The following is a 17,019-nucleotide window of genomic DNA, read 5'->3' on the forward strand; positions in this document are numbered from 1 at the left end:
CATCGGAATTGTGGATACTAACTGTGACCCTGATGAAATTGATGTGGTTATTCCTGCAAACGATGATGCTATTCGTGCAGTTAAACTTTTAACAGCTCGTATTGCTGATGCGATTATTGAGGGACAACAGGGAAGCGCTGACGAAGCCGAAGAGGCTGAAGAGGCTGCGGAAGAAGTAGTTGCTGAATAATTATCCCCCATACGGGTTAAAGGTGATTAAGTAGAGGGGCAGGGTGAAGAAGGGTTGGTTAAGCTTCCCGGATGCTCATCCTGCTCCTTTTTCTGTAATAGGGTCAGATTAAGGAAAAAAGTATCTACATAGATTTGGAGGGTTTTACTATGGCAGAAATTACTGCAGCTCAAGTAAAAGAGCTTCGCGAGCGTACCGGAGCGGGGATGATGGATTGCAAAAAGGCACTCAATGAAGTCGGTGGTGATATGGATAAAGCCGTCGATCTTCTGCGGGAAAAAGGCCTTGCTGCCGCTGCTAAAAAAGAAGGCCGTATTGCAGCAGAGGGAATTGTTGAATCCTATATTCATGGCGGTGGAAGAATCGGCGTTTTGCTGGAAGTTAACTGTGAAACTGACTTTGTAGCTAAGACTGATGAGTTTAAACAATTTGCCAGAGATATCGCCTTGCAAATTGCGGCGGCTAAACCACAATATCTCTCTAAGGCTGATGTTCCCGAGGATGTTTTGGAACATGAAAAGAATATTCTTAAAGCACAGGCTCTTAACGAAGGAAAACCGGAAAAAATTATTGATAAGATGGTAGAAGGCAGAATTTCAAAATTTTACAAAGAAGTATGTTTGCTTGAGCAAGAATTTGTAAAAGATCCGGATATGACCATTAATGACTTAGTGCTTGAGAAAACTTCTAAGATCGGAGAGCGGATTGTTATTCGCCGTTTTACCCGTTATGAGATGGGTGAAGGGCTAGAGAAGCGTCAAGATGATTTCGCAGCTGAGGTCATGAAGGAAATGAACCGCTAAGATTAAAATTAGAGGACACTTAGGTGTTCTCTTTTTGGAATCGAAGAGGATTATTTTCGATTATGTAGAAATATATTTTTGGAGGTCAGCAATGGAAACACCGCGATATCGCCGGGTGATCTTAAAACTAAGCGGAGAAGCACTTGCCGGGAATCAGGGCTTTGGAATTGCTCACGACATGCTTGTCAGCGTTGCAGAACAAGTTGCTGAGGTTCAAAAACTTGGAGTAGAAGTAGCCTTAGTGGTTGGTGGTGGAAACATCTGGAGAGGAATCGCAGGAAGCAAACAGGGCATGGACCGAGCCAATGCAGATTATATGGGGATGTTGGCAACGGTGATGAATGCCTTGGCACTGCAAGATTCTTTGGAAAAAACCGGCGTGGCGACTCGGGTATTATCTGCCATTGATATGAGACAAGTAGCAGAACCCTATATTCGGAGACGAGCTATTCGCCATCTGGAAAAAGGGCGTATCGTCATTTTTGCAGCCGGGACGGGAAATCCTTATTTCTCCACAGACACTACAGCAGCACTACGGGCCGCAGAAATTGAGGCCGAAGCCATCCTAATGGCCAAACGGGTAGATGGCGTCTATGATAGCGACCCGTTGAAGAATCCTGGGGCTAAGAAGTACGCTAAACTTAGCTATTTGGAAGTACTAAGTCAGGGCCTAGGGGTTATGGACTCCACAGCAGCTTCACTATGCATGGATAATAACATTCCTCTAATCGTATTCGACTTAAATAAGAAGGGTAATATCCTAAAAGCGGTAATGGGTGAATCCATTGGTACTTATGTAGGGAGGGATAAAAATGATTTCTGAGGTACTTAAAGATGCTGAAGACCGGATGGTCAAGGCAATTGATGCCCTTAAGCGAGAGTATTCCACCATTCGTGCGGGTCGCGCCAATCCCAATATGCTGGATAAGATTACCGTGGAGTACTACGGTACTCAAACCCCTGTCAATCAGCTGGCCAATATTTCAGTGCCGGAACCTCGTATGTTAACTATTCAGCCCTGGGATAAATCAAGTTTGCCCATGATCGAAAAAGCCATCTTAAAATCCGATCTTGGTTTAAATCCTTCCAGTGATGGAACTGTCATTCGTTTAATTATTCCCCAGTTGACGGCCGAGCGCAGAACAGAGATCGTGAAAACGGTTAAGAAAAAAGCAGAAGAATCACGGGTTGCTGTTCGTAATATTCGGCGAGACACCAATGATAGCTTGAAAAAACTCGAAAAAGATCATACAGCATCAGAGGATGAGATTAAAAGAGCTCAAGATGATGTACAAAAGATGACGGATAAGTTTGTTAAGGAAATTGATCGAGTTATGGACATGAAGGAAAAGGAAATCATGGAAGTTTGATTACTTTTTGATCTTGACCCCCTTTAGACTTAAGGGGGTCTTTACCCTTCTTTTTAGGTCTCCATTGGAGGTGTGGAAATGTGGCATAGATTTTGGAAAAAGAAAGAAAAAAGCGGATCTTTATCGGATGAGATCGACAAACACGGGTTGCCACGACATATCGCCATAATCATGGATGGAAACGGTCGTTGGGCACAAAAGCGCGGTCTGCCTCGCTCCCTCGGTCATAAAGCCGGAGTAGAAGCGCTGCGTGATGTCGTTAAAATGTGCTCCAATCTTGGTATAGAAGTATTAACAGTATATGCCTTTTCTACTGAAAACTGGAGTAGACCTAAAGATGAAGTCAATATTTTAATGAATTTATTAACTGATTATTTACGACGTGAGCTCGACGAGCTTCATGAGAATCAGGTGCGAATTCGGATGATCGGTAATATGGACCAGCTTCCTAGCGAGGCTCAAAAGGAATTAATGCACTCGATTAGAAAGACTGAAAAAAACACCGGACTTATTCTTAATTTAGCCTTAAATTACGGGGGACGGGCTGAACTTATCTCCGCCGTGCAACTTATAAGCGAGGAGATTCGCCAAGGAAAATTAACACCGGAAGAAATTACGGGTGAAACTATCTCGGCTAATTTATTCACTGCAGGTTTGCCTGATCCCGATTTATTAATTAGAACTTCCGGTGAAATGCGCATAAGCAACTTTTTACTTTGGCAAATTGCTTACACTGAGATTGTTGTCACAGATTGCTTATGGCCTGATTTTGATCAGGATAAACTTACAGCGGCCATTATTGATTATCAGAAGCGAGAACGCCGCTTCGGAGGGCTAAGTAAACAGTAAGGAGAGGCATATGCTGACTAGAACACTAAGTGCAATGGTTTTTGTGCCAATAATACTGGGCCTAACCTATTTGGGTGGACCGTACACAGCATTGCTGGTGACCGTTCTTTCCCTCCTGGCACTGAAAGAGATTATGGCTATCGGAGAGAATATGCGAATTAAGCCTTGGTACTTAAGCAGCGGGGTTTTCTCTTTAGCTTGGCTTGTACTAATTTTTCAAGGTAAAATGCAATGGTTATTGCCATTGTTTATCGCTTGGCTTTTATATGGTTTGGGAAAAATGGCTTTAGGATACCCAAGAATTCACTTCGGTGAGGTTGGGTTTAATTGCTTTGCCCCCCTTTATACAGTGGTTATGTTGTCACATCTTTATCTCATTCGTGGATTGCCCGATGGTATGAACTGGGCATTTCTTACCTTTATTTTGGTATGGACAACAGATACCTTTGCATACCTTATAGGGAGACTCATGGGAAAGCACTTGCTGGCTCCCCGGATTAGTCCTAAGAAGACTATCGAGGGGTCTTTAGGAGGACTTACCTTTTGTGTTCTTAGCGGCATCTTAGCCTGGAGAATATTCGACGGGGCCCCATTGCCGGCTTATTTTGGTATAAGTTTAATCATTGGCATTATTGCTCAGATCGGGGATCTTTTTGAATCAGCTCTCAAGCGAAGTGTAAATATTAAAGATTCGGGGAACCTTATTCCAGGACATGGGGGTATTCTTGACCGCTTTGATAGCCTTTTATTTGCGATTCCTATTATGTATTATTGGGTAATATTGGTGGGGTGATCATTTGAATATCCAGGTGGAACAGAAGTTAAAAGATAATATTAATCGTCTGGTTGTTATTACTTTTGTTCTGGTTTTACTTAAAGCATTTACATATTTTTTTCGGGAGTTTATGCCGGTCTTCAGTCAGGTTCTAAGCAAGCTGCTTTCGGCATTTTTACCTTTTTTCATCGCTTTTTTTATTGCTCTTCTGCTTGAACCTTTGGTAAAAAAGTTGATGGGAAGCTTAAATGTTCGCAGACCTATTGCGACTTTGCTATCATTGATTATAGTTATTCTCGGTATCGGCAGTATCATTTTTTTAATCATAGCCCGGTTGTATACCGAGCTTTCCGACCTCGCTATTTCCTTCCCCAGCTATGGCTATCTGATGAGTATCTTTAATAATATTCTCGATACTGTCGAGAACTTTATTCAACTTAATCCCGAAATCCAAGTAACTCTTACGACGGCTACTCAAGGCATCATAAATTCCCTGCAGGGCTGGGCGCTATCCGGCAGTAAATTTCTCCTCGGTTTTATTTCCGCTCTCCCGGGTGTATTTATTGTCTTGATAATATCCATTGTGGCTACCTTTTTTATGAGTGCCAGCTATCCGGGGGTTAAGAGCTTCGCTAACAGCTTACTCCCTCAGAAATGGAAGTCCAGCGCCCAGTCGGTAGGTCGTGATCTGGGTTCGGCCATAATCGGATTTATAAGAGCTGAAGCTATCTTAGTCTCAATCACCGGATTTATTTTAACCATAGGCTTATTGTGGCTGGGTAATCCCTATGCCTTTACCATTGGTTTTATTTCCGCTTTTTTGGACTTATTGCCCATTGTTGGTACAGGGATGATTTTTGTCCCCTGGATTGTTGGTCTATTTATTTTAGGATCAGTTACCGAGGGTATTAAACTCTTAGTAATCTATGTCATTGCCTTGGTGATCCGCCAAGTGGTGGAACCCAAAATTATGTCCGAAAGTATTGGGATACATCCCTTAGCGACTCTTATCTCCATGTATGTGGGTTTAAAACTATTCGGTGGTTTTGGTTTGATCTTGGGACCCGGGCTAGTGATTATTTATGAGGCCTTACGTAAAGCAGGTGCCTTCAGAGTCCCTAAGGAGTGATCGTGTGAAGAAATTGACAATTTTAGGCTCTACGGGGTCTATTGGTACGCAGACCTTAGATGTTGTGCGCCAGAATCCACAGCAATTTGAAATCTTTGGGCTGGCAGCTGGGAAGAATGTAAAGGAACTTGAACTTCAAGCTCGTGAATTTAAGCCAAAAGTTATAGGTCTAATGGATGAAAAAGCGGCCCTGGAACTAAAACAGCGAGTGGCGGATCTCAATATCCGTGTTGTACATGGTATGGAAGGTCTTCTGGATATGGTCACAGATGAAATACCGGATACGGTTGTCACAGCCATTAGCGGTCGCATTGGTCTGGAGCCTACTTTAGCAGCTTTACAGGCCGGTAAAGATATCGCTCTGGCTAATAAAGAGACTTTAGTTTCCGGTGGAAAGTTAGTTATGGAGACTGCCCAAAAATTCAAGCGGCAGATTCTCCCGGTGGATAGTGAGCATTCAGCGATATTTCAGTGCTTGGAAGAAGGGCCGGATACCCTTGAGAAGATTATTCTCACTGCTTCCGGGGGTCCTTTTCGAGGTTGGTCGGCATAGCAATTAAAGGAGGTAACTCCTGAATCTGCCTTGAAGCACCCTAACTGGGCCATGGGAGCCAAGATTACCATTGATTCGGCGACAATGATGAACAAAGGTTTAGAAGTTATTGAAGCCCATCATCTTTTTAATATGGGTTACGACCAGATCGATGTATTAATTCATCCTCAGAGTATCATTCATTCTATGGTGCAATACTGTGATGGCAGTATTTTGGCTCAATTGGGAAGACCGGATATGCGCTTACCTATTCAATATGCTTTAAGCTATCCAACCCGTTGGCCTAACCCCTTTGAACGTCTTGATTTAAGAGGAAAGACCTTAACCTTTTTTGATCCTGGAGAATTCGATTTCCCAGCTTTAAAACTAGCTTATACTTGTGGTCGCCGGGGCGGCACTTTACCGACGGTCATGAACGCAGCAAATGAGGTTGCAGTTCATGCCTTCTTAGCCCATCGAATATCCTACCTTGAGATAATCCGTCTTGTGGAAAAGGTCTGCCTGGAGCATGATGTGTTAGATGCTTCTGATTTGGAAACTATACTTAATGCGGATTATTGGGCGCGTATTCGTACAGAAGAACTAATTTAGGTAACGGACTTCCGTGCCGCATGAGTAGCATCACGGGTAAACTGAAAAATCTTATTCTGGGGTAGAAAGTCGGAAGGATTGGGGAGGGTTTGGCTTGACAAGTGCTTTAGCGGTCATTTTTGCCTTTGGTCTCTTGGTAATGATCCATGAGTTGGGACACTTTATCGTGGCTCGTTTAAACGGCATAAAGGTATTAGAGTTTGCTTTTGGTTTTGGACCAAAGATTATCGGCTTTAAAGGGAAAGAGACGAATTACTCCTTGCGTCTTGTTCCTTTAGGCGGTTTCGTGAAAATGTATGGAATGGATGCGGAGATCGATGAGAATGGCAATCAAACCATAGCCCCTTCTAACGATCCCAGGAGTTTTAGCAACAAAAAGGTTTGGCAGCGAATGTCGGTTATTGCTGCGGGGCCCATTATGAATTTAGTTTTGGCAATTTTCCTTTTTATGATCGTATTTGCTTATTTCGGCATTGCCACAGCAAGCGATACCAATGCGGTGGGCTCTTTAATCGAAGGTATGCCTGCCCAGACGGCAGGAATTCAACCGGGAGACAAGGTGATCTCAGTCAACGGAGTGGAGACACCTACCTGGAATGACTTAACTAAATCCATCCATACCATGCCGGAACAGGACATTGTGCTGGTAGTTGAACATGAGGGAATCCAAAGGGCTTTAACGATAAAGACACAAGTCGACCCTGCCACAGGAAAAGGTTTGGTGGGGATTAGCCCCGTAGTAACTTATGAAAAAACCACGCTGCTGGAAGCGGCCAAATACGGCTTCCAGCAAACCGTTAATTTTACTCGCTTAGTCTTAGTCACCTTGGCCCAAATGATCACCGGTGAAACGAAGGCCGAGCTGGGAGGGCCGGTAGCCATTGTTCAAGCTATTGATCAAAGTGCTGAATCGGGGTGGGAGAATTATTTAGGCTTTATCGGGATCTTAAGTATCCAGCTGGGGCTTCTTAACCTTTTCCCGATACCGGCCCTTGATGGCAGCCATCTCGTCTTTTTATTGATCGAAGGACTTAGAGGGAAGCCGATGAATCCCGAGCGGCAGAACTTTATTCACTTCTTAGGATTCGTTTTCCTGATGTGCTTAATGCTTGCCGTTACCTATAAGGATATTATTAAGCTCTTTTCCGGTGAAGGCTAAGCCCGGCATGGACCCGACTAACCTTCAATGGGGGTTGAAAAGCTAAGGAGGCCATAATGTGGAGCGAAAGATGAGAAAAGCGGTGAAGATTGGCGATGTTACCATCGGAGGAGGGGCCCCCATCGTCGTCCAATCCATGACTAATACTGATACCCGAGATATACCAAAGACCTTAGCCCAGATCGAGGCCTTAGCCCAGGCGGGGTGTGAGGTGGTGCGTCTGGCGGTGCTGGATCGTGACGCAGCCTCTGCTCTTAAGGAGATCGCCCAAAAAAGTAAGCTGCCGGTGATCGCCGACATTCACTTTGATTACCAACTGGCATTAATGGCCATCGAACAGGGTGTACATGCTTTAAGGTTAAACCCCGGCAATATCGGTGCCCGTTGGAAGGTGCAGGAGGTCGTCCGGGCTTGCAAAGAAAGAGAGATTCCGATCCGAATCGGAGTGAATGCCGGTTCCCTGGAAAAGGAGATCTTGGAAAAATATCAGGGGGTAACAGCTGAAGGCATGGTGGAAAGTGCCTTAGGCCATATTCGCTTGCTGGAGGAAGAGGGTTATGACAAAATAAAGATATCCCTAAAAGCCTCCCATGTGCCACTGATGTTAGAGGCTTATCGCCGAATGTCGGATACGGTGGATTATCCCCTTCATGTAGGGGTAACTGAAGCCGGAACCGTACGTTCGGGAGTTATTAAGTCTGCGGTGGGAATCGGCAGCCTTTTAGCCGAAGGTATCGGTGATACCTTACGAGTTTCTCTAACCGGAGATCCGGTCCAGGAAATTCCTGTGGCCTTGGAAATCCTTAAAGTTCTTGGCTTAAGAAATCGGGGCGTGGAGCTGATTAGCTGTCCTACTTGTGGCCGCACTCAGGTTAATTTGGCAGATTTAGCTGAGAAGGTTGAGGACAAGCTCTCCCAACTGCCGCCCTTGGACCGCCCCTTGAAAGTTGCGGTGATGGGCTGTGCTGTCAATGGCCCCGGGGAAGCCCGGGAGGCGGATTTTGGGATTGCCGGCGGGAAAGGCATGGGGCTGCTCTTTAAAAAAGGAGAAATAGTTGCCCGTTTAGCTGAGGAGGAACTCCTGCCCGCTTTACTAACAGAAATAGAAAATTACGTGAAAGAATATGGAAAGGAAGAACGTTAAATGCGAGTAAGTCAAATCCTCAATCCGACCTTGCGGGAGGTTCCTGCCGAGGCGGAGGTTGTAAGTCATCAATTAATGGTTAGGGCAGGGCTTATCCGTAAGGCTGCTTCTGGAGTATATACCTATTTACCTCTTGGTTTACGGGTTTTGCGTAAAATTGAGCAAATCGTTAGAGAGGAAATGGACGCCAAAGGCGGACAAGAGGTACTGCTTCCCATTATTCAGCCTGCCGAGCTTTGGCGGGAAACAGGCCGCTGGGATGTTTACGGTCCGGAACTGATTCGTTTCAACGATCGTCATAATCGCGAATTTTGCCTCGGACCTACCCATGAAGAGATCATAACCGATCTGGTCCGGGGAGAAGTTCGTTCTTATAAGCAATTGCCCTTGCTTTTGTATCAAATTCAGAATAAATACCGGGATGAGCGGCGTCCCCGCTTCGGCTTGATGCGTGGCCGGGAGTTTGTCATGAAGGATTTATACTCCTTTGACCGGGATGAGGCAGGCTTAGCGGAAAGCTATAAGAAAATGTATGATGCCTATACCCGAGTCTTTACTCGCTGCGGCCTAACCTTCCGCCCTGTGGAAGCTGACGCCGGAGCCATCGGTGGTACCGGCGGTACTCATGAATTTATGGTCTTGGCTGAGTCCGGAGAGGCAGCAGTGGTCTATTGTCCCGATTGCGATTATGCGGCTAATGTGGAAAAAGCAGAATGCAAGCCCTATCCCGTGGCCGGTCAGGCTCCTACAGGTGCTTATCGCAGTGTGGATACTCCGGAAACGAAAACCATCGAGCAGGTAGCCGAGTTCTTGAAGGTTAATAAAAACGAACTGGTCAAATCTCTCCTTTATCAAGGAGATGACAAACTCTTCCTCATCCTCGTGCGCGGTGACCGGGAAATCAATGAAATCAAAGTCAATAATGCCTTAGGACCCTTCATTAACCTGCAACTGGCCGGCCCTGAGATTGTTCGGGAAAAACTGGGCTGTGAACCGGGCTTTGTGGGTCCCATCGGTACCCCTAAGGACCTTATGGTTGTTGCCGATTTGGAAGTTCCTTTGATGGCCAAGGCAGTTTGCGGTGCTAATGCTGAGGACAAGCATTATGTTGACGTTGTACCGGAGAAGGATTTCCGTATCGATAAAGTGCTTGACCTGCGCATGATCGAAGTCGGGGAAGCCTGCCCCAAATGCGGCGGTGCTCTTAAAGAAGCTCGGGGAATTGAGGTGGGGCAAGTCTTTAAACTGGGTACAAAGTACTCTAAAGCCCTCAACGCCGTGTACCTCGATGAAAATGGTGCTGAACACCCTTGTGTCATGGGCTGCTATGGTATCGGGGTCAGCCGTACCATTGCCGCAGCCATCGAGCAAAACTACGATAAAGACGGGATTATCTGGCCGATCCCGATCGCACCTTACCATGTGATTGTTGTTCCCGTCAGCATGAAGGACGAGCAAGTCCGGGAAACCGGGGACAAGCTCTACGAAGAGCTCCAGAAACTTGGGGTGGAAGTTGTTCTGGATGATCGGGATGAGCGTACCGGTGTGAAGTTCAAGGATGCTGATCTGGTGGGCTACCCCCTCCGTGTCACCGTAGGCAGCAAAACTCTTGCCAATGGCGAAGTTGAGCTCCGTGATCGTAAGACCGGGGAAATGCAACTTGTCAAAGTTGAAGAGTTAGCCGCCCGGGTGCAAGGAATTATTCGGGAGGCATTAGGCGTTAAGTAAAGAGCGATAGCATGACATAATACGAGCGGTGATTTCCTACCAAACCAATTCGTGAGTTTATGAAGATTGTCTGACGATAGTGTTAATATAAATAAGCAAGAGCAGGTCTTCCATACATATGGGAGACCTGCTCTTGCTTATACTAAAGAAACTCTAAAACTTTTTGCGTGATTACCAATTTCAAGGAGGAATTAGTTGTTTTGTAACGAATTCATAACATTAAATGGTATTAAAAGAAAATTAAAGGAGGGATCATATGCGGGGCAAAAAAAGATTTATTCCATTGGTTTTACTCGTAATGATATTTTTATCTATTCCCTTAGGAGCGTTTGCTGCATTTGATGATTACGGCTATAATCCACAAGGAAGAATGTTTAAAGGGACTTTGGACAATTGGGAGGCTTTTTTTCATAACCAACCGGCGGTTTCATGGGACCCCAAAGCAACCGATGTCATCTTTTTGGAAAGAAAGTGGGATAAGCTTTTTGATCCAATGCTAACGGGCAACATCCCCCTTCCCGGTGCTTGGCAAAGGGCTAAATTATGGCAGTATTTATCTGGTGAGCAAGCAGGATGGACTTGGCATCAAGAGTTGGAGGTAGTTTATTCACCAAATCAACCAATACCTGGTGCTATGGAACTTACGGCCAATGAAATGGGAATTCCAGGATTTTATTGCGTAACATTTAAAGAGTGGCTGACTGGCCCGAAGGGACAAAAAGTGATAATAGACGATCTTTCCGTGAATTCAGGTATCATACAAAAGGCGCTCAAGCTTGCAAAATAGCTGTTATTAAAAAATATAGCGAAATAATATTTTACAAACCGGGAATAGCTCCTAAAAGGATATTCCCGGTTGTATTTTCCATTGAGCAGGAGATTCGCCATTATTTGTCTAAATAATCATATGGTGGAACTAAACAGAGATTTTAGACATGCAAAACGAGAGTCTAGACATGGTAGATAGGAAAGCTTAAATCTGTTTCCCAGATAATCACGCTTATCTTTGTAGTTTTTGTCTGGAGCTTATGGATTGCAATCAAATGGGCACCCGCTATGAAAATGTAACGCTTGTAGGAGCCGAATATAGAGGTAGCTACAATTGCTTTCCTCGCGGTTCAACCCACGAGTCTGGTTACCATTTACGAACCTAAAGTACCCCCGAAAAATAGAAGGATGGATTGGTTTAATTATATCTTTTTCTGAAGAGATATTCACATAATTCGAATTAATATTCGGATGAGAAAAAGAAAGAGGAAAATCAAGCGTTCAGAACCATAACGGAAGGACCCATCGATATTAGGTATGGCTGACAAAGGAGAAGTGTTATAAAATTCTCGAACTTTATCGGTTTTTTTAAAAGAAACAAACGGATTGGGATCATTTAGGAGAAACTTATTAAGATTTTTTCTTTATTTTATTCTATTATTAATTTATGGGGATGATCTCACTCCCGCAAGAATAATAAAAGCATTTTTAGCAGCAGGTATTATGCTTATTGTTTCCTATATAATTGATAGAGTGTTTTTTAAGTAATTCTTGCCCCTCTTGCCCACCATCGTTTCTTTCTTTTCATTCTACCGCAACAGTGTTTGTGGAAGGACCTCCCATCGGTCAACCTTTCTTCGCGGGGTCGTACCATCCAAAATCGATGGCATTAAATTGGCGGGCACGTTATCACGGTCGGTTTTCTTACAACTGTGTTCCCCGCTGTTTTCGCCTCTGGGATTGAGCGTGATATCTCATTTTTTTGTAGACGGTGGCCGACAGATTGCTCAATAGTTTATTTAGAAAGGGAATAGAAGGAAGCTGTCGAAAACTCTATGTAGTGCTATTATTCTTGTATAGAGGAGCATTCCTGTAGTAAGAAAAAATGAGCTTTGTCAAAAAGAAGACCTCACGTTACAATTTGAAAGGACTGTTGGCCAACAGAATCCAATCAAAATAACGGAGGTCATCCCAAATGAATTTTACACAAAACGAGAAACTAAAGCAACTTTCCGAAAGAAGTATTGTCATCGGAGTGGACATCGCTAGCGAGCTTCATTACGCCAGGGCTTTCGACTGGCGAGGAGTCGAGCTGGGCAAGGTATTTAAGTTTGAAAACAGCGCTGAAGGATTCAAGGATTTTTATGCATGGATTGAACGCTTAAAAAGGCAGGCACAAAAGGACTGCATAGTGGTAGGCGCAGAGCCAACCGGCCATTACTGGTTCGGCTTGGCATCATACCTAAAAGAGCAAAGCATTAAGCTAGTCCTCGTAAACCCATTCCATGTAAAGCGTAGTAAGGAGCTTGATGACAACCACCCCAGCAAAACGGATGCTAAGGACCCCAAAACAATTGCTAAGCTGGTCATCGAGGGCAGATACAATGAGCCCTATATCCCGGAGGGGATCTATGCGGAACTGCGAATAGCGATGGCTTGCAGGATGCGCATTCAAAAGGAAATGAACAGTATAAAAAATCGTGTTCAGCGGTGGCTAAAAATATACTTTCCCGAGCATGAAACGGTGTTTGGAAAGTTTGATGCCACGAGTAGCATGCTGGTGTTACAAGTTGCTCCGCTACCAAGGGACATTGAAAGGCTTGGAGTAGAAGGAATAAACCGAATTTGGAGAGACAACAAATTGAGAGCAGTCGGAATGAAAAGGGCTAAGAGCCTGTATGAAGCTGCTCAGAAGAGCATTGGTTGCACCGAAGGAGAGTTTTGTTCTCGAATGGAAATCCAGCTATTACTCCAAGATTATCACACTAAAACGGCACAATATGAGGCAGTCACTGAAACCATCGATGGGTTGTGCCGTCAGATACCCGAAGTGGCAAAGTTACTTGAAATTAAAGGTGTTGGCCTTGTTACCGTGGCAGGTTTCCTCTCCGAAGTTGGAGATATTAGACGCTTTAATTCTCCAAAGCAAATCCAAAAGCTTGCAGGGTTGGCCTTGCGAGAGAGTAGCTCAGGTAAGCACAAAGGACAGACCACAATCAGCAAGCGAGGTCGAGCGCGACTGAGGGCTATTCTATTTCAGGCAGTGATGCCGCTAGTTGCCAAAAACGCAGAGTTTGCAGAGATACACAACTACTATACGACAAGGACCAAGAATCCTCTGAAGAAGAAACAATCGTTAATTGCCTTAAGCTGTAAACTAATTCGAGTGTTCTATGCCCTATTAACAAAGGGCACAGACTACGATCCGAAAAAGCTAATTCAAGATATTCATCGTCCAGTTGAGTATCTAGCAGCGTAACAGGATTAGCAGCGAAACCATAAAACAAGCGGTCTGTGGGTAAAGCGTCACCACAGAAGCGAACAATCCAGGTAACCTAGCAAGACAAAAGAGCTGGTAGTCAGTCACATATTTCACCATTAGAGCAAAGACTCGGTCGAGGAGCATAACTGACACCCAATCATGGATAGGTGGAACGAGGGAATTTAGGGCAGGTTTATAATCTTGACCCTGTTAGACATGGGAGGTTTACCACCGTGAGAATCATGGGTTTACAACGGCCAACATATGCCAAATAGCAGACGTTTGCTTTGCTATACCCGAATTCTCTGAATTAGGCACTCTATGCGAATTCTATCCGTGGTGAGCTAGTTTGGTTAGTTAGGAATTCTATGAAAAAGCGAGAGATTCAAAGAAAATCATAAGATATTATAGGGAGGGGTGACATGAAACGGTTTATAACTTACTTGCTTTATGGGATAGGACTCCTGCTCTTCATTTATCTGGGCACTCATTACTATGAACAGTTGCGGTTGACGGCAGGCAGAAGCTTTGATCTGACGCCGCCCATCAGGTTTGCGGCTCTCTTTGCAACGGTGTTTGGAGTCTATCTTGGTTTACCCGGATTTGTAACCATGCTGCGAAAGCCGGGAAAAGTGCAGTTCGATTGGCTTAGATTCCTGGTGATCGGAATTCCGGCCCTTTTGATTTGTATTTCAGGGGCCTTGGTTTTCTATTTCAAAACAGGTGAGCTAGTTCAACTCATTTTCAGGATATATTCTAAGTTTAATCTGCTGGGAACAGTCTTAGCCGGAGCAGCCTGCGGGTATACTTTATTGAGCTCAGTGGGCAAAGGTGAGATAACGGATAGTGTTCCGGTACGGCGTTATCCTTTAGCTAAAATAGTTACCCTTTGCATCATGGCTGTTATGACTCTCTATATTTCATTGAACGGAATCATTCATCCTCTTAAACTCGTCTCGGTACGTGCGGATGTGTCGGACGCTGGTAGTTATACGATTGCTGTTGGAGAGGAACCGCCTAAACAAATCAATTATATGTTTACTTTTGAGAATTTATCGTATAACGGGGCTCTCAGTGAATCATTAGCGGATGGCAAAATCAGAATCGAGCCGAAGGAAAGGCTTCAGAAGCTGGTGGAGGACAAAATGTTTATGGAGAAGGGTAGTTATGGAACTGGGCGGGAAGGCAATCGAACAACTTTAACGATCAGCTATAGAATCGATCCCCTTGTGGGGGCAGCTCATCCTGCAACTTCGGAACGCCTTTCACTGGAAATTCTGGAGGAACTTAAAGATTCCTTATTCGATGCTGTATTGGTCTTAGAAATGGATAATCAAGTGAAACGATATGATCTGACGGATTATCAAGTGTTAACGGACATGATAAAAACAACGTAACAAGTCACGAAAAGCCCGCACGAATGGCCATAAACAAAGGGAAATAAAACCCACTCTCTCGAGTATCTTATTTATCAGCAATTAGCATGAGAGAAGAAGCGGGAAATTGTTTGTAGAGGTTCAAGAATTTAAACAAGCAGTCAAATCGCTATTTAGGCACGTGGAGAAGTTTAACATACAACAACCGCGCAGGTTTAAGGAGGTATCCATAAATGGGTACCTTTTAGACTATGCCTTTGGACTGACCAGGGTACATGGTAGCTCAAGGGGCTGTTGCAAAACGGACAGATGAGTTCGTTAATGGTGTGCTCCCCGTCAAGTGGACAGAGGAAATAATAAAGAATTGTGATGACTGTCACCTCATATAAAGGGTAGCGGTTTTTCTTATGCGGTCAGCATTGCCTTATGGCATTCACTAATGTTTCGCGGTCACGGTACTTTCTTCCATAATACATTTCTCGCTTAATGATGCCCCAGAGTCCTTCCATTGGTCCATTGTCAATACAGCGAGCGACTCTCTACATACTCTGGGTCATTCCTGTGCCAACTAGCTTTTAATGGAATCCCCGGCTTGTATAATCGACTAAAGAAAAGGGATTGCTCCCTTTCCCACGTCTAAGAACCGTACGTGAGAGTTTCCCGCTCATACGGCTCAAGCATTTATTCACCATTTCTGGAAGATGACGGCTTCGACTTTCTCGGCTGGACATTTCAAAAGTTCAAAGGAAAATTAATAGTCAAGCCCTCCAAGAACTCCATCAAAACCCTGATAAGGAAATATGCTACCATCATTCTGAAAGAAAGCAAAGCGTCCAGTCAATCGGAATTAATCCGAAGGCTTAATCAAGTTATCAGAGGATGGACCAACTGCCATAGACATGTCGTGGCAAGCTGAGGGACATTCACTGACATAATGGCATTTATCGGTTTCACGGAAGAATGCCCTTAATTCTTCTTCCGTATAGATATGCGTAACATACTGTTCCTCCGTCGGATAATAATTCTTCGGGATGATGTAACAGTTCATTCCTTTACTTTGCATAAGGAGGAGCCATCTCAAGTCTATATGCCAACATGACATTAGATGGTCTTGAAGAATTAATTCAAGATAAATACCTGATGGTACTGCATTCGCCTATGAGTGGAATCAAGCCTTTGTTGATGGAAGATGGATTAATATTGATGCAACTCGGGACAGCAATAATCGATATGAGAACGGGGAGTATTCCCCTGCAAAACCCTGTGGTAACCAATACTTTAACACACCCTTAGAAGTTCTTTCCCAAACTTATGTCTATCCGGGCTATTTTGTCTTTCGCCTTCATGCTGATTTGATACAGATGGACGTGCCCGATGGTGTTAAAAGTCCGGGAGACCATGCATTTTATAGTTGCATAAACCTTGCAACGATTATACTGCCGGATAGCCTTACAATTACAAGTATTGGCACCAATGCGTTTCGTGGTTGCAATAATCTAACAATATATGGCGAAGCTGGCTCAGAAGCTGAAGTCTATGCCAAGGAAAATAATATTAAGTTTAAAGCTACTTGAAACAAAAACAGCGGGAGCCCCTTGTTCCGCATCTCCGGCCAGGATCGCTACCAAACGACGGCGGCCATCAGCAGAGCTTTCTTCAGTGACGGGGCGGACACGGTCGTCCTCACCCGGGGAGACGCTCTAACCGCCGTACCTTTGGCAGGACAGCATGGTACCCTTGCTCCTTACCCCTCCCAGCGGTCTGCCGGATATGTTTTTTGAGGAAATACAGGTCCTCGGTGCTAAAAAGGTGATTATCATCGGTGGGCCGGCTGCGATACCCAAGGCTGTGCTGGAAGCAGTGAAGGAATTAATGGAATTCGGAAATTACGCGTCGATTAAATCATAATTCTTTCCGAGGCTCGTCTAAATGACCGGAGGGAAGATATATTAATCAAAAAAGACTCCCTATGCAGCAATTGAACTACATAGGGGAGTCTTTTGCCGTCCTTCTAGCTTAGTTGGCGATTTCTGATTGCTTCAATTTGCTCGATAGGCAAATCCGTGATCTCGGCGATCATCTTAAGCGACAACCCTTTTTTC

At 44.5% G+C, this 17,019-nt stretch carries 19 protein-coding genes and 1 pseudogene; 19 read left to right on the top strand and 1 reads right to left on the bottom strand.

Annotated features, from left to right (window positions below; genetic code table 11):
• From AC1U9U_RS10240 to AC1U9U_RS10310, 15 genes and pseudogenes are all read left to right on the top strand, one after another.
• Window positions 1-190 (top strand): 30S ribosomal protein S2 (locus tag AC1U9U_RS10240; RefSeq protein ID WP_479960465.1); only part of this gene is annotated, 190 nt, incomplete at its 5' end.
• Window positions 191-339: 149 nt separating this feature from the next.
• The gene (tsf, locus tag AC1U9U_RS10245; RefSeq protein ID WP_479960466.1) at window positions 340-993 is read left to right on the top strand and encodes a translation elongation factor Ts; all 654 of its coding nucleotides are present in this window, start codon (window positions 340-342) and stop codon (window positions 991-993) included.
• 91 nt (window positions 994-1,084) lie between these two features.
• The gene (gene pyrH / locus AC1U9U_RS10250) at window positions 1,085-1,816 is read left to right on the top strand and encodes a UMP kinase (RefSeq protein ID WP_479960467.1); all 732 of its coding nucleotides are present in this window, start codon (window positions 1,085-1,087) and stop codon (window positions 1,814-1,816) included.
• A complete protein-coding gene (gene frr / locus AC1U9U_RS10255; protein WP_479960468.1) occupies window positions 1,806-2,363 on the top strand; it encodes a ribosome recycling factor in 558 nt (185 codons plus the stop codon). Before pyrH ends, frr begins: the two co-directional genes overlap by 11 nt.
• 78 nt (window positions 2,364-2,441) lie before the next feature.
• Window positions 2,442-3,212 carry an isoprenyl transferase gene (locus AC1U9U_RS10260; RefSeq protein WP_479960469.1) on the top strand — a complete coding sequence of 257 codons (771 nt, stop codon included), beginning with the start codon at window positions 2,442-2,444 and terminating at the stop codon, window positions 3,210-3,212.
• A 10-nt stretch (window positions 3,213-3,222) separates the two neighbouring features.
• On the top strand, window positions 3,223-4,005 hold the full coding sequence (locus AC1U9U_RS10265; RefSeq protein WP_479960470.1) for a phosphatidate cytidylyltransferase: 783 nt from the start codon (window positions 3,223-3,225) through the stop codon (window positions 4,003-4,005).
• A gap of 4 nt (window positions 4,006-4,009) precedes the next feature.
• Complete coding sequence (gene ytvI, locus AC1U9U_RS10270; RefSeq protein WP_479960471.1) at window positions 4,010-5,116, top strand: sporulation integral membrane protein YtvI; 1,107 nt, start codon at window positions 4,010-4,012, stop codon at window positions 5,114-5,116.
• Between the two features lie 4 nt (window positions 5,117-5,120).
• A pseudogene (locus AC1U9U_RS10275) lies at window positions 5,121-6,260 on the top strand (1-deoxy-D-xylulose-5-phosphate reductoisomerase).
• A gap of 94 nt (window positions 6,261-6,354) precedes the next feature.
• Window positions 6,355-7,419, top strand: coding sequence for an RIP metalloprotease RseP (gene rseP, locus AC1U9U_RS10280; RefSeq protein WP_479960472.1), 1,065 nt, complete (start codon window positions 6,355-6,357; stop codon window positions 7,417-7,419).
• A gap of 58 nt (window positions 7,420-7,477) precedes the next feature.
• On the top strand, window positions 7,478-8,563 hold the full coding sequence (gene ispG / locus AC1U9U_RS10285) for a flavodoxin-dependent (E)-4-hydroxy-3-methylbut-2-enyl-diphosphate synthase (RefSeq protein ID WP_479960473.1): 1,086 nt from the start codon (window positions 7,478-7,480) through the stop codon (window positions 8,561-8,563).
• Complete coding sequence (locus tag AC1U9U_RS10290; RefSeq protein ID WP_479960474.1) at window positions 8,564-10,291, top strand: proline--tRNA ligase; 1,728 nt, start codon at window positions 8,564-8,566, stop codon at window positions 10,289-10,291.
• 256 nt (window positions 10,292-10,547) lie between these two features.
• Complete coding sequence (locus tag AC1U9U_RS10295; RefSeq protein WP_479960475.1) at window positions 10,548-11,078, top strand: hypothetical protein; 531 nt, start codon at window positions 10,548-10,550, stop codon at window positions 11,076-11,078.
• A gap of 1,176 nt (window positions 11,079-12,254) precedes the next feature.
• Window positions 12,255-13,538 (top strand): IS110 family RNA-guided transposase, encoded by a 1,284-nt coding sequence (locus tag AC1U9U_RS10300; protein ID WP_479960476.1) that lies wholly within the window; start codon window positions 12,255-12,257, stop codon window positions 13,536-13,538.
• A 425-nt stretch (window positions 13,539-13,963) separates the two neighbouring features.
• A complete protein-coding gene (locus AC1U9U_RS10305; protein ID WP_479960477.1) occupies window positions 13,964-14,938 on the top strand; it encodes a hypothetical protein in 975 nt (324 codons plus the stop codon).
• A 628-nt stretch (window positions 14,939-15,566) separates the two neighbouring features.
• Window positions 15,567-15,833 (top strand): group II intron maturase-specific domain-containing protein, encoded by a 267-nt coding sequence (locus AC1U9U_RS10310; RefSeq protein WP_479960478.1) that lies wholly within the window; start codon window positions 15,567-15,569, stop codon window positions 15,831-15,833.
• Here the strand turns inward: AC1U9U_RS10310 and AC1U9U_RS10315 are convergent.
• Window positions 15,765-15,980, bottom strand: a complete 216-nt coding sequence (locus AC1U9U_RS10315) for a hypothetical protein (RefSeq protein ID WP_479960483.1) — start codon at window positions 15,978-15,980, stop codon at window positions 15,765-15,767. The genes AC1U9U_RS10310 and AC1U9U_RS10315 overlap by 69 nt on opposite strands.
• Before the next feature lie 32 nt (window positions 15,981-16,012).
• Here AC1U9U_RS10315 and AC1U9U_RS10320 point away from each other — a divergent pair, with 32 nt between their 5' ends.
• The 4 genes from AC1U9U_RS10320 to AC1U9U_RS10335 are packed head-to-tail and all read left to right on the top strand — an operon-like array spanning window position 16,013 to window position 16,825.
• Entirely contained in the window at window positions 16,013-16,210 is a 198-nt protein-coding gene (locus AC1U9U_RS10320) for a hypothetical protein (RefSeq protein ID WP_479960479.1), read from the top strand.
• Window positions 16,117-16,491 carry a leucine-rich repeat protein gene (locus tag AC1U9U_RS10325; RefSeq protein ID WP_479960482.1) on the top strand — a complete coding sequence of 125 codons (375 nt, stop codon included), beginning with the start codon at window positions 16,117-16,119 and terminating at the stop codon, window positions 16,489-16,491. The genes AC1U9U_RS10320 and AC1U9U_RS10325 overlap by 94 nt, the downstream gene beginning before the upstream one ends.
• 21 nt (window positions 16,492-16,512) lie before the next feature.
• A complete protein-coding gene (locus AC1U9U_RS10330) occupies window positions 16,513-16,698 on the top strand; it encodes a cell wall-binding repeat-containing protein (RefSeq protein WP_479960480.1) in 186 nt (61 codons plus the stop codon).
• Complete coding sequence (locus AC1U9U_RS10335; protein ID WP_479960481.1) at window positions 16,688-16,825, top strand: hypothetical protein; 138 nt, start codon at window positions 16,688-16,690, stop codon at window positions 16,823-16,825. Before AC1U9U_RS10330 ends, AC1U9U_RS10335 begins: the two co-directional genes overlap by 11 nt.
• Window positions 16,826-17,019: the final 194 nt, after the last annotated feature.

It is taken from the genome of Desulfitobacterium sp., from assembly GCF_982384815.1.

Excerpts from the sequence above, each read along its gene's own strand:
- AC1U9U_RS10315 (WP_479960483.1), bottom strand. The coding sequence starts at position 15,980 with ATGCAAAGTAAAGGAATGAACTGTTACATCATCCCGAAGAATTATTAT.
- pyrH (WP_479960467.1), top strand. The coding sequence starts at position 1,085 with ATGGAAACACCGCGATATCGCCGGGTGATCTTAAAACTAAGCGGAGAA.
- tsf (WP_479960466.1), top strand. The coding sequence starts at position 340 with ATGGCAGAAATTACTGCAGCTCAAGTAAAAGAGCTTCGCGAGCGTACC.
- AC1U9U_RS10300 (WP_479960476.1), top strand. The coding sequence starts at position 12,255 with ATGAATTTTACACAAAACGAGAAACTAAAGCAACTTTCCGAAAGAAGT.
- AC1U9U_RS10265 (WP_479960470.1), top strand. The coding sequence starts at position 3,223 with ATGCTGACTAGAACACTAAGTGCAATGGTTTTTGTGCCAATAATACTG.
- AC1U9U_RS10335 (WP_479960481.1), top strand. The coding sequence starts at position 16,688 with ATGTTTTTTGAGGAAATACAGGTCCTCGGTGCTAAAAAGGTGATTATC.
- AC1U9U_RS10295 (WP_479960475.1), top strand. The coding sequence starts at position 10,548 with ATGCGGGGCAAAAAAAGATTTATTCCATTGGTTTTACTCGTAATGATA.
- AC1U9U_RS10290 (WP_479960474.1), top strand. The coding sequence starts at position 8,564 with ATGCGAGTAAGTCAAATCCTCAATCCGACCTTGCGGGAGGTTCCTGCC.
- AC1U9U_RS10320 (WP_479960479.1), top strand. The coding sequence starts at position 16,013 with ATGACATTAGATGGTCTTGAAGAATTAATTCAAGATAAATACCTGATG.
- AC1U9U_RS10260 (WP_479960469.1), top strand. The coding sequence starts at position 2,442 with ATGTGGCATAGATTTTGGAAAAAGAAAGAAAAAAGCGGATCTTTATCG.
- frr (WP_479960468.1), top strand. The coding sequence starts at position 1,806 with ATGATTTCTGAGGTACTTAAAGATGCTGAAGACCGGATGGTCAAGGCA.
- AC1U9U_RS10305 (WP_479960477.1), top strand. The coding sequence starts at position 13,964 with ATGAAACGGTTTATAACTTACTTGCTTTATGGGATAGGACTCCTGCTC.